This window comes from Lysinibacillus piscis (assembly GCF_026012395.1).
In the GTDB taxonomy this organism is placed as follows: domain Bacteria; phylum Bacillota; class Bacilli; order Bacillales_A; family Planococcaceae; genus Lysinibacillus; species Lysinibacillus piscis.
Window position 1 is genome coordinate 884,217 of record NZ_BRZA01000001.1, and the last position, 13,729, is coordinate 897,945.

Below are 13,729 nucleotides of genomic sequence, written 5' to 3' on the forward strand. Positions count from 1 at the left end.
TTTAGTTTACGCTAAAAAATTCATACCCATTGGTAGTTTGAAACCTAAGAACAATGTAATGAATAAGAAAATAGCGAATAAAATCCAAAACATGCCTGTTGGTTTATTTTTCTTCTGGCGTACTAAGACCATTTCCATCATACCAATCACGAAAATGCCGCCTAAAAATTTAAAGCCATAGAGCATACCTTGACCAAAATCCATGCCTTTGATAAATAAAGCAACGCCTGTGATAATGATTAAAATGTAAAATAAACGTAATGCCATATGTAAGCCTTTTGATTGCTTACCAGATAAAGCGGCAATTAAAAAAATAACAATTGCTACTACCCATGTCGTAATATGCAAATGTGTACTACTCGTTAAAAAATCCATATGTGCCCCACCTCATTTTTTTCTATCAAGCTCTATCCTATCATGAGAAAGAAAGTGATTCAAATTTATTAACCTCTATCACTAGTAAAAAATCCGTGGAGCTGTTAAAACTCACACGGATTAAATAGACTATTCAAATGTGTTCACTAATGTACCAATACCTTGAATCGATACTTTCACTGTATCGCCAGCCTTTAAAAACTGTGGTGGGTTCATGCCTTTACCAACCCCTGCTGGTGTACCTGTTAAAATAACATCACCTGGCTCTAATGTAACATGCTGCGATAAAGTAGACACTAATGATTCTACTGAAAATAGCATATCTTTTGTTGAGCCATTTTGACGAATCACATCATTAACCTTTGTAACGACCGTCAATTCTTGTGGATTTGGAATTTCATCCTTCGTCACAAGATATGGTCCAAGTGGGCAAGTTCCATCTAAGCTTTTGCCCAAGAAAAATTGTTTATGCTTCTCTTGTAAATCACGTGCTGTAATATCGTTGGCAATTGTGTAACCAAACACATAATCATACGCTAAATTTTTCGGTATGTTTTTTCCACGTTTTCCAATGACTACTGCTAATTCGCCTTCATAATCCATTTTTTCTGACAGTTCCGCATGAATCGAGATAACTTGACCATCTGCTGCAATAGCTGTTGGTGATTTCGTAAAGATTATTAAATCTGTTGGTGCTGCTTCTGCACCCATTTCTTTTGCATGTTCATCATAATTTTTCCCTACACACATAATATTTTTTGGTGTACGTGGAATTGGTGATAACCATTCGATTGCTGTAAATTCACGTTTAAAATTCTCTGGATTTTCAGATGCTTTTGCTGCTTCCACTAATTTACGAATTTGTTCCACAAAATCAAAACCTAATGCAATACCATCTACAATTGAATTTGAAAAAGAAGGGAGAACTTGAAGTTCATTTTGAATAGCGAGTACATCCCATACTGCTTCTTCTTTTTTTACTTTTGGACCAAAGCTTACATGGCCACCTAATTTGAATGATAAAATTTTCATGATATTCAGAGCTCCTTCTTTTTTCTACATCATACAACAAGATAGACGAAATTGTCTCACTTTTACGATAATATTCTTATTTTAATTTACTTTATACGTGAATTTCCGCCAAATGGCTTCTAATGGCCCTTGTTTCCATTTAGATAACCAAATTTCAGCCAAGACCATCTGCGTGATAATAATCGCTATAGCAATCAATACACCTGTTGATACGCCCACTTTGCCATACCAGCCAAAGCCAAAATGATAAAACAAACATGTACCAATCAGTGATTGTAAAATATACATCGTCATTGACATACGTCCAATTTTAGCAAAAGGCCGCAATAATGTTGGGATAATTGGCAGTAAACACAGTAGCACAATTAGTCCAACATAGCCAATGGATAAAATGGGTCCCCCTACATACGTCTTTACATAATCTAAGAAATATGTGCGTGTCGAAACAATCGGTAAACTTTTCAAGAAAATGCCTAGTGCAAGACCACTAATAGCCAAGACGAGCCATAACCATTTAAGCTCCTTCGCCCGTTCCACTAAGCGCCATTTTGAAGCGGCTGCACCGATTAACATATAAGGCAAGATTGTAAATAAAGAAGCTATCCACATTGCAGGATTTAGCTGAACAGATAAATCGGTTAAACGTTGTGTAAAGGCATCTAGCCAAGTACCCGTACCATAGGCAGTAATAGCTTGTTCGATTGCAACAATATCTAAATAGTCATTGATGGAAATATCGCTAACAGCTATGACCAATAGCATAAATCCTTGTATCAAACCACTAATCAATACACCAATGACCAATAGCCAGATTGGACGTAGACGCAAAAGCAATAATAAAAAGACGCCACAGAAGGCATAGGTCATTAAAATATCGCCCCACCAAATGAGCAATGCATGGCATAAGCCAAATGCAAATAACACCGCTAGCCGTCGGAAGCCTATTGCATAAAAACGCTGTCCTTGCTGTTGTGCTTTTTGCCATTGCATCGCCAATCCATAGCCAAACAGCATCGAAAATAGCGGATAGAAGCTACCCTGTACATAAATATCTAAATTTTGTTGCCACACAATATCAGATGGTACTGTAAACCATGTAGCCAAATCAATGTAAGGCAATGGTGTATAAAAGGCAAACATATTGACTAATAAAATACCAAAAAGGCTGATGCCACGTAAAATATCCAATGTTGTAATACGTTCCTGTAGCATCGTTGGTCTAACATTCACATAAATTCCTCCTTACGCTTCCACAACTTGCCCATCATCGAATAAATATAACACTTTTGCACTGACTTTTATTTGAAGAATAGTCTCCACTGCTTCACTATAAATACGTAGTTGTACGCCATAGCGCTCTAATAATTCTTTGGACAATGCAGGCTCTTGTGCAAAATGTGGTTGAATACGGTCTGTTTTATAATCCAACAGCACCCATTCACCTTGTGCATCCTCAAAAAGACAGTCAATAATCCCCTGTACAATTTGCGCATCGCCGTGCTCATCTACCCGACTAATTGTAAAGGGCATTTCTCTGCGTATTTGTCGTGCTCTTGCAAAGCGCTGTCCAATCGGTGAAGCAAAAAATGTCAAGATTTTAGTGGCTGATACAGCCTTGCCCTCTGCTTCTGTTAAAAGCTGTTTACTCACTAATTGCTCAATAAATAGTTGAGCAGCTTCTAGCGCATCGAAGCCCTGCTGTGGTACATGCTGCATCACTGTATGCATAGCTGTACCTATTTCTGCACCTGTTAGCTGTATATCTTGTAAAAAAGATGGACGTGTTGCAATAGCAGACACTTTTTGTGGCTGCGCTGAAAAATAATATTCAGGTTCTTCCTGACGCTGTAAGTTCTCTAAACGTTTAATTTCACTGACAGATGTTTTGGAATGCTTTTGTACAGCCTGTTGGTATGGATATTGTGTATGGAAACGAGCTGTAAGTTCAGTGAATAACGCTTGATCTTCTACCGTTTCAAATGCTTGCTGTACGGTTTCCTCTACCATCTGTGCCGTATCATAACGAGCTGTCGCAATAGCTTGAATAGCCCAGTGTGATGCGTCCTCTATACCTTGATAGGCTGTTGTAGCCATTGGTTTAAAGTCGATATGTCTAGCAACAGCAGGACCAAGCCAATCCAAATAATGATTAGCTCTTGCACGCAAATATTCCTGTAACGGCGCATCTATTGCTAAGCTTTGAGCTTCTTGCCAACGCTCACGTGTTTTTTCCCAATTTTTCACCGAACCTACTAACACCAGCTTTTCTTTCGCTCTTGTCATTGCTACATATAAAACACGCATTTCCTCTGCCCGCATTTCAAGCTCTTTCTTTTCCTTTAATGCTAAAAATGGCAATGACGTATACATCACACGATTTTCAGGATCAATCGCTTTGACAGCCAAGCCAAAATCTTGATCAAATAAATAAGCTTGATGGAAATCCATTTTATTAAATGGTCGCCCCATTCCCGCTACAAAGACAACAGGATATTCTAATCCTTTTGAGGAGTGAATCGTCACCAATCTGACAACATCGTCCTTTTCACCAATTGACTTAGCCGTTCCTAAATCATCACCACGAGTCCGCATACGGTCAATAAAACGTAAAAAGCGAAATAAACCACGATAAGCCGTTTTTTCATACATTAATGCACGGTCATGTAAAATACGTAAATTCGCCTGTCGCTGTTTGCCATTTGGCATTGCTCCCACCATTTCATAATAGTGCGTATCCAAGTAAATTTTCCATATTAAATCTGCTAATGAACCACGTCTTGCTAAATTTCGCCATTGTTCAAATGCCAACATAAACCGTTGTAGCTTTTCAAATGTAGCCGATTGCACATTTTGTCCTTCACTACGAATAAACTGCTTTAACGCATCATAAAATGGTGCTTTTGTATCGGCTAATCGAATGGTTGCAAGCTCATTTTCTGTTAAACCGACAAATGGTGCACGTAATACAGAAGCTAATGGAATATCTTGATAAGGGTTGTCCACCACTTTCAGAACGTTCAGCATCACCATGACTTCAAGTGCATCAAAATAGCCTTTGGAAGATTCGGTGTAAAGTGGAATGCCTGCTAGCTTAAATTCCTCTGCTACATCTGCTGCCCATGTCATAGAACGCATTAAAATAACAATATCTCGATACTGTAAAGGACGCTCTGTCTGTGTTTTACTATCATAAACCGTTGTCCCTTCCTGCATCAGCTGCTGGATACGTTCAATCATAAAACGTGCCTCATATTGCGACTTTTTTAGCTCCTCTGCCTCTGAAATTTCACTTACTTCCTCATCATCTTCCTGCTCTGTATACAAAATCGCTAGCTCTACAGGAACTTCTTTGTCATTGTAAGGAGCTGCGGGCTTTAATGCTGCATTATCATCATAATCAATTTCCCCAACACGTTCTCCCATAATTTGTGCAAAAATATAGTTAGTTGCCTGCAAGACCTCTGGACGGCTACGGAAATTGGCATTCAAATCAATGCGCATCCCTGTCGCTTCAGGATGCTCTTGAAATTCCCCATATTTCCGCATAAATAGCTGTGGCTCCGCTAAACGGAAGCGATAGTAGAGTAGGAACCTAGCGCCTTGCTACATTTCTGTAGTAGGTTTCCAACGAACCCCTCCCCGAACCGCACGTACTCCTCTCAGAGTATACGGCTCTCCACTTATAACAAATCTATCTTTGTTTATGAATTTTTTTATGACATTTATCACATACGACAAGTGTTTTCCGTTGCTTAGCAAGCATCGTCCATTCCCAATACTCTTTACCTTTTAAATTCTTCACTTTATTGATGTGATGAATTTCAAATTTTGTATCGGGATGATTGTCTCCGCATAATTCGCATTGTTTTGCACTTAGTCGTTTTTCTAAATCATTTCTACCTTGATATACATAAAGGTTTGGTTGCTGGTCAATCTCCATTTTGTAGATTTCCTTTTTCTTTTCAAAACCATCTTTATAGAAATAGGCTATTTTCTCACCTTGCTTTGTTTCGTACTTTACTCCCCAATACTTACCTTGTTTAAACTTAACCTTCATTTTTGCTACTGAGGATTTATATTTATTAGCAAGGGTTTTTAAACAGCTATATTCCATTACATAACGCAGTTGCCACATTTTTTGGCTAACATTTTCAGCTAGCGCATAATAATTATACAGGCCTCGCAGTTCGGCATTATATGTTTCGATGATTTCTAAAGCAGAAAGTCCAACTAATCTCGGTCGATGCAACATATCCCATTGCTTCGCATCAATATTTTTGACCATCTTATTTTTCACAATTATTTTTTCAATCGTTTCTTTAGGAATTCGTAACTGTACATACCCTCTATATTTACGTTTTTTCACACCGTTTTTGTCTTTTGCTACGCTTAAATCATGGCTAATCGAAATATCGTAGTTTAAAAACTTTGCAAATTTTGTACTATGTGTAATGAATGTTTTTTCTTCCGATAGTTCGAGTTGTAAATGGTCTTTCAAGAAGTATTTCATTGTTTGTTTTACTTGTTCACAATCATCTTTGCTACCATTTATACCGATAATAAAATCATCCGCATAACGCACATATTTCATTGCTTTATATGTTTCAGCACCTGGTTCATAGTACGGCAAATTCAAAAGTATTTTCTTATTCGCTTTATATTCTTCAATCATCTGTTGTCGTAAATTTTCATCTTCTATCGCATTAATCTTTTTATGCAAACGCTGGTTACGCATATCATATTTTCGATATTCAGTATTTCGTTTGCGCGTTTTTGGTTCACCTAAATCAAATGAAGGTTTTAATTCTTTTTCGACATACTCATCAAATTCATTTAAATAAATATTCGCAAGTAGCGGGCTAATAATGCCCCCCTGTGGAGTTCCGCTATACGTTTTTTGGAATCGCCAATCTTCAACGAATCCCGCTTTTAAGAATTTCCACATAAGGCGAATAAATTTTTCGTCTTTAATTCTTTTTCGCAAAATAGTAATAAGTACTTGATGATTTATATTATCGAAAAATCCTTTTATATCGCCCTCAATGAACCAGTTTACACCCGTAAAAGTCTTTTTGATTTCAACTAATGCTGTGTGACAACTTCTCTTAGGTCTAAAGCCATGAGAGTGATTTGAAAATTTCGGCTCATAAATTGCTTCTAACATCATACGACAAACTTCTTGTACTAAACGGTCTGTAAATGTAGGGATACCAAGTGGTCTTGTATCACCATTTTTCTTTGGGATATGAATACGACGTACTGGTTTTGGTTGATAGCTTTCATCTTTTAGCGATTCAATTATTAACTGAATCTTTTCTTCACCAAATCCATCTGCCGTTTCCTCGTTGATACCTTTTGTTGCACTACCTTTATTTTTGTATATCTTCGTATAGGCTTTTATATAAAAATCTTCGTTGTATAAATGTCTGTACAGACGGTCAAATTCAAATCCGTCCTTCATTGCTTGTTTCGATAGATTGTATAAAACAATTTCTGAATTTTGCATAGAGCATTTCGCTCCTTTCTTTATTGTATTATACGTTATAAGCTGCTCCCCTTCGCCATGTAATAGGCTTTCCCTGTCTCGGACTACTACGGGAGCTCCGTTACCATATTGGATATTCAGTACCTTTGTACATAGCCTAATGGCGTTCCAACTTAGGTAATCCCCATTTAATATATTGTATACAGGCTCGATTCATTGTCGGAAGGAACATTCATCCTTTTCTTCAATCTTGAAGTGTGTCTATTCTTTAAAATCAGAAACTAGGATTATGCATCGTTCTAGCACACTTTCCCATGTTCAGTCGCATCCATTTAATACGCCGTACAGAATAGATTCTAGGTTTCAAACGGTTTCCTAGATGGTTAAGCATGACCCCACTCGGACTGTTCTTCAAGCAGTTTAGCCTTCTTCCTCATATGAATCTTTTCTATCTCGCCATTCAGTCGTAGCCTTTCCGTTTAGACTAACTTATGACTTTAACCGACATGCTACACTCCCTCTTTGATTTCCCGCCAAGATAAGTCGGCTGATAGATAAACCGTTTCTGTAGTTTATTCACCGCCAAATGGTGAAATATACAATAACCTTATGGGCGCACAATGGACTGCTTGACATCACCAACCATAAATAAATTGCCATCCGCCTCTGTACCATTTTTCACAAGCTGTAAAATCGTTTCCTGTAAAATATTTATATCTTGGTATTCGTCTACGAGCACTTCCTTAAAGCGTTTTTGCAAATCTATCGCTACTGCTGATGGCTGTAGCAACCCTTCATGCTCCACCGTTAAAATTTGTAGGGCAAAATGCTCTAAATCTGAAAAATCAATAATGCCACGTGCTAATTTAGCTAAGCGAAACTGCTCGCTAAATAATGCTGTTAATTCGACCAATGTCTTCATCATAGGAGCCATTAAACGAATTTCTTCTAATAAACGTTCGGGCGTGCGCACAAAATAGGTTTCTTTTAATTGATTGATTATTTTTTTTGCCGCTTCTCGCTTCTTTTTAGCTAGCTCCTGTAACGCTTCATCTACTAAAGCATCCTTCGATACCCGTTTTAAAGTTGACCATTTCACTGTAGAAAAATAATCAAAAAGGTCCTGCCATGTGCCATTTTGACTAATCCGTATGCCTTCCTGAATCATCGCAAAATCAATTTCGGCTGTTTCTGCATATGGTGCAGGACCTGCTGGCTGTAAGGTAATTGCCCGCATTTCTGCAATTAACGCAAATGCTTCTTCTAAGCTATGCTGCACGGTCAATTTCACATAATGCGAGAGTGCCAAGTCATCAATTGTCACATCTGTTGCCAATGTATAGGCTTCAGGTAAATGCTGCAACCATTTAGCAGGCTCTGCATGTACACGAGATGTATCATATAATCGATGTATCAACAGCTCAATTGCTTGATCATCACGGTCTGATGTAAAGCTATCCACAAGGCGATAAATAGCTTCATTATCTGTATCGTAAGCCGCCTCTAAAACCTCTGCCAACACATCATCTCGCAATAACGCCATTTCTGCCTCATTGGCAATACGAAAGCCAGGGTCAATATCTAGTAAATACGCATACTGCTTGACAATGGCTAGACAGAAGGAGTGCAATGTAGAAATTTGTGCTTTATTGACTAAGCTAAGCTGACGTCTTAAATGTTTGGATGTAGGATTATCAAGGATTGCCTTTTCCAATGCTTCAGCCATACGATGTCGCATTTCTGCTGCCGACGCATTGGTAAATGTCACAACGAGTAATTCATCTACATTGATTGGATTTTTTTCCGCAATGACTTTTTCAATCATTCGATTAATGAGTACAGCTGTCTTTCCAGAGCCTGCTGCTGCGGAAACAAGTGTATCCTGACCATTGGCATAAATGGCTTTCCATTGAGCATCTGTCCATGTTACCGTATCTGGCTTAGGCGGTATATTAGCAATCATATTACTCTAGCTCCTTTCTAATTTTTTCTACAATCATATCTGGCTTTGCTTGTGCCAATGGTCGATAGCTTTGTTTTCCATCAGATGGGTCAAATTGACAAACTGCTGCAAATTGACAGTAATCACAAGCTGTTTTTGTTTTTAATTTATACGGGCTAATCGATGTATCTCCAGCTAAAATACCATTTCCTGCCTCCTGATGCTTACGCCGTACAAAGCGCTGTAAATTTTGCAAGTCAGGAACTGAGACAATACGTGATTGAGACGATGATGGGCTACCATCCTTTTTCATATAAACAGGAATAATATTGGAATAGCCACTCGCTTCCTCTAATTGCTCATCCATTGACAAAAGTGCCTCAGGATTTTCAGATAATAAGCCCTTCATTTTATATTGCTTCAACCGATCTACTTCCATCTCACTCGCACTGATTGCTTGATCGAGTTTCAGCATTGGATTATGCACATGTACATAGAGTACACCTGCTGGCTCTGCTCCATTTGGTAACCAATACGAAGCATTTTCCATCGCAACATCTAAATACGTTAAAACTTGTAAAGAAAGACCATGATAAACTTCCGTTAAATCTAAATCGCGCGCAGAGGATTTATAATCAACGACCCGTAAATAGGAGCGTTGGTCAATCGTTGTGCTATCAATACGGTCGATACGTCCACGCATAAACATCCTTTTCCCACCTGTTAAATCAATTTCAAGTGCAGGAAGCTGTTCATGCTTTGCTGGGCCAAAAGAGGCTTCAATAGCAATTGGTTTAAAATGAGATACATGGGCATGTTGAACAAGTGCCATCATCGTTCTTTCCACAATGTGAATAAGTTTTCGTTGAATATAGCGATAACGTGCACTCGACGCCAAAATTTGATGTGAAAAAACAGGAACAATTTGTTCTACAGCCTGTCGTGCAAGTTGCTTGATTTGCACCTGTGTTAAACGATTCCACGCTAACTGCTGACGATGTGTTTCCTCTGTAATCCACTTCAATGCCTCATGAAACAAATCGCCCATCGCAAATGTTTCTAAACGATACTCTGCTCGTTCCTCTAAACGTAACCCATAGGTAGAAAAATGAGAAAATGGGCAACGGAAATATTTTTCAACCCTTGATACACTTGATGTTAACTGCTGTCCATATAACTGTTGCACAATGTAGCTCTCTAATGGCTCTGTTTCATTTTGATGTGTCATAGGATGCATGACACGCTGAAAAATAAAGGACCAATAGGCATCCTGTTGATAAAATTTTTGCAGTGCCAGCCATTCTGGTGCTAGTGTCCGACTATGTACAGCCTGTCTTAATTGCACCATTAAATGTGCTAATGCTGTTCGTGGATGACGTATATAAGAGAAGCTATCACCCTTCATTAACTCAATCGGATCAATGACAACTCGTTCAACAGGCATACCATTTAACATTGTCGTCATTTTTTTAATATAAAGAGAAGCTAATAATGCTTTGCCCTCCTCATCTGCTGTTGGATATGTCATATACAAATGCGTTGTAGGCGTTGTTATTGCACTATATAATAAAAAGTCTTCTCGCAATAAACGATTCGTTGACGTGGGGGCAAGCTCATAGCCAATTTGCGTAAACCATTCCCGTTCGTTATCTGATAACAGTCCTTCATAATCGATACGAGTTGGGTATACGCCATCATTCATCCCAATAATAAATGTAGCTTTTACATCTGATAGACGAGCTAAATCAACTGTTGCAACCATTACTTCATCCAATGTAGGTGGAATACGTGAAAATTCTAGCGTATCTAACCCTTCATCTAATATTTTAGCTGCTTCCTCCACAGTCATTTCTTGCGCACCAAACATAGTCACAAATTGATCCAGTACCGCTACCCATTCTCGCCATGCTTGTTCATGTTCACTGGCAGCCAGCGCATCCTCATGTGTCTTTAACGCCTGTAGCTTGTCGTATACATGTAAATCTTCTATGAAGGTAAATAAAGCTGTCGCTATTTCACGACCTGTCTGAGCCTGCTCTAATGCTATTTGTAATTGCTGTAATGGCTGTCGCACAATATCACGAATGGCTTCGATTTCTGTCTGCATAGCACGTTCCTCATCCGTTTGTACACGTGAATGAAACTCCAAGCCACGATATTTTTTATAAAACCAGCGAGTCTCTTCAAACCAACGTTCACCATAAATGCCCTGTGCTAAGCAGTAATTTTCTAAACGATCTGCACGCTCACGCCAAACAGTAGGCTCCGCTTGTAATGGGAAAAACAAATCTGTTTTTATAGCGCGAAACATTGGCTCATAACGCCATTTAGATGTGATGATTTCTAAAACAGAGCGACTTAGTTCAATTAAAGGATGATGTAGCATTGTTTTTTTTGAATTTGTAAATAAAGGAATTTCATATTGTTGAAAAATCGTTGTAATGAGTGGGTCATATAGCTCTGCCTGTCGATAAAGTAATACAATATCACGATAACGAAATCCTTCTTCCTTCGTTAGTCGTATTATTTCCCGCGCAATACTATGAATCTCTGCACGACGATTAGATGCCTCCAATACTTGTACATCACCTAATGCTTGCTTTATTGGTGGTTCAATCTCAGCAAAATGGGCTTCAATATGTTGTAAATCTTGCGAAAGAAAACGATGTGTTTTTATAAAATGAATAGGATTATCACGATTAATTCCTTCTTCTTGTGCAATGTCTTGTAGCTTTTGATTCGTTAAAGCGGCTTCATGAAAAAGGGCCTGCTCATCATAAGCATCCTCTGCTTGATCAAAAGGTAATACAACTGTCACTTGCTTTGTCACTTTTAATAATTGTTTGACAAGCTCTAATTCTCGCACTGTAAATGCTGTAAAACCGTCTATATAAATCGTTGCTTGCTTCATCATTTCAGAATTCGGTAATTGCTCCGTTAATAGTGGATAATAGCCTTCACTATCTACATAAGCTGTACCAAGTCTTTCCTCTAAAGCTTTTGTCACCACTTGTAAATCATTCACTTTAGCTTGCAGTGTATGTGGCGCATCTACGGATTGTAATGATGTTGTCACATCTGCTAACACCGAACTATTGACACTATAACGACTAAATTCCTTCAATAATGTTTCAATTTCCTCTGTAAAGCCGCGTTTGCCCACAGCTTGTCGGAATAAAGAAAATTCCTGTTTTTGCTCCTCCAGCAATTTACGAATAAGCATCCGATAGCCGTAACCATTCACTTCTTGACGTGCAATGCCACCTGTTTCTTGCAACACCAGCCATGCTAATCGTTTAAATGTCATCACTTGTGCACGTATTAAGCCCTGTAAGCCATGTTTATTTGTCAACTCATACTCCACTGAATACGACATTTGATCGGGTACGATGATAAAAATAGGCACTCCTAAAGGCTCTGTCTTTAGCTGTTCTACAATTTCCTGATGAATAAATGTAGATTTCCCTGTCCCTGAACGCCCTGAAATGATACGTAATGACATATGTCCCCTCCTAAAAGTATTATCTAATAGTTTATCATATTCTAACAAACATACGTTTTTCTTTATACTAAAATCAATTACGCATCAACGTAATTACGTCTGGATTTTTTCGAGCTCGCTCGAAAAAGCAGATGTAGAAAGTTCTATCACCTTCTACATCTGCTTTGATTTATGGCTATTTCGTAAATCTCGCTCTACACGTGCATTTAAACGTTTCTCTAATAATTTCCCTAACCACCATAAGACAACAATTGCAATAGCAGCCATGATTAATTTCACAGGGCTCGTTAACAGCGAACGCAAATCATAGCCAAGTACACTCATGCCTAAAATCATAATAAATTTCCCCGCCAGTAACACCACTAAGTAAAATTTTTTATGAATATGGGAAAGCCCTGCTACAATGTTAACAAGAACTGATGGTGTAAAGGGAAAGCACAATAATACAAATAATGGACTTAGACCATTCATATCTACCCATTGAATTAAGGTCTTTACCTTTTTACTACCAGTGAGCCAATGTAGCTTACGATGACGACCAAAGCGGCGCACCAGTAAAAATACTGCATACGAGCCTGCCGCAGAGCCTAACCAAGATAATAAAAAGCCAATCCATAAACCGAAAGCACTAGCATTAGCCACAACAAAAACGACTAGCGGTAAAAATGGGAGAAATGCTTCTAAAAAGGGAAATAGAATACCCATAAATGGTCCAAATGTGCGATAATGTGCTACAATCTGCTCCATATTTTCTACTGTAAACCAGTTACTCACTGTCAACACCTCTACTTATATTGCAAAATTAAATGCAGAATCGTTACATCATTTGATGCATTACGATATTCATGTGGTTGATGACCTGAAAATACTAATGTATCGCCCTCTTCTAATGTTTCAAGCATACTCTCCGTAGCAATGATGGCCTGTCCTTGGATAACTGTAATTGTCTCCTCGACTCCTTCTGTATGTGCCTCGCTTTTGCGAAGAGCACCTGGCTTCATCTCCACTTTATACAGCTCCCAGCCTCGTTCTGGGCTATAGGGAATCAACGAATATACACGATAACGTCCATCATCTTCATCTACATAAGGCGCATTCTCACTACTATATTTCATAAAATGAGCTGTTGGCGGTTGTAGCAAGGATGAAAAGGAAATGCGTAAACCAGCAGCTATTTTCCAAATTGTCGAGACAGTGGGGTTCGCCTCCCCTTTCTCAATTTGTGCTAGTTGTGCTTTACTAACACCTGTTGTTTTTGCTACTTCATCTAAGCTCCATTGACGTTGTTGCCGAATTTTTTTTAATTGAAACGCTAAATTTCGACTCATTTGCTCCATATTTTTCACCTATTCTAATTGTTTATTTTATCAGACATATGTATACTTTAATCAAT

Annotated in this window: 7 protein-coding genes and 2 pseudogenes; all 9 read right to left on the bottom strand. The window is 38.4% G+C overall.

What is annotated here, in order from left to right:
* Positions 1–6: 6 nt before the first annotated feature.
* Positions 7–375 (bottom strand): YisL family protein, encoded by a 369-nt coding sequence (locus OPF91_RS04415; protein WP_264987472.1) that lies wholly within the window; start codon positions 373–375, stop codon positions 7–9.
* Positions 376–504: 129 nt separating this feature from the next.
* A complete protein-coding gene (locus tag OPF91_RS04420; protein ID WP_264987473.1) occupies positions 505–1,407 on the bottom strand; it encodes a fumarylacetoacetate hydrolase family protein in 903 nt (300 codons plus the stop codon).
* 81 nt (positions 1,408–1,488) lie between these two features.
* Complete coding sequence (locus tag OPF91_RS04425) at positions 1,489–2,637, bottom strand: DUF418 domain-containing protein (protein ID WP_264987474.1); 1,149 nt, start codon at positions 2,635–2,637, stop codon at positions 1,489–1,491.
* A 12-nt stretch (positions 2,638–2,649) separates the two neighbouring features.
* Positions 2,650–4,986 (bottom strand): annotated as a pseudogene (gene addA, locus OPF91_RS04430) (helicase-exonuclease AddAB subunit AddA); the annotation flags it as partial.
* Between the two features lie 112 nt (positions 4,987–5,098).
* Complete coding sequence (gene ltrA, locus OPF91_RS04435; protein ID WP_264987476.1) at positions 5,099–6,913, bottom strand: group II intron reverse transcriptase/maturase; 1,815 nt, start codon at positions 6,911–6,913, stop codon at positions 5,099–5,101.
* A 592-nt stretch (positions 6,914–7,505) separates the two neighbouring features.
* A pseudogene (locus tag OPF91_RS04440) lies at positions 7,506–8,855 on the bottom strand (UvrD-helicase domain-containing protein); the annotation flags it as partial.
* Between the two features lies 1 nt (position 8,856).
* On the bottom strand, positions 8,857–12,336 hold the full coding sequence (gene addB, locus OPF91_RS04445) for a helicase-exonuclease AddAB subunit AddB (protein ID WP_264987477.1): 3,480 nt from the start codon (positions 12,334–12,336) through the stop codon (positions 8,857–8,859).
* Positions 12,337–12,489: 153 nt separating this feature from the next.
* Positions 12,490–13,110, bottom strand: coding sequence for a TVP38/TMEM64 family protein (locus OPF91_RS04450; protein ID WP_264987478.1), 621 nt, complete (start codon positions 13,108–13,110; stop codon positions 12,490–12,492).
* 11 nt (positions 13,111–13,121) lie between these two features.
* Positions 13,122–13,673, bottom strand: a complete 552-nt coding sequence (locus OPF91_RS04455; RefSeq protein WP_264987479.1) for a helix-turn-helix domain-containing protein — start codon at positions 13,671–13,673, stop codon at positions 13,122–13,124.
* Between the last annotated feature and the right edge of the window lie 56 nt (positions 13,674–13,729).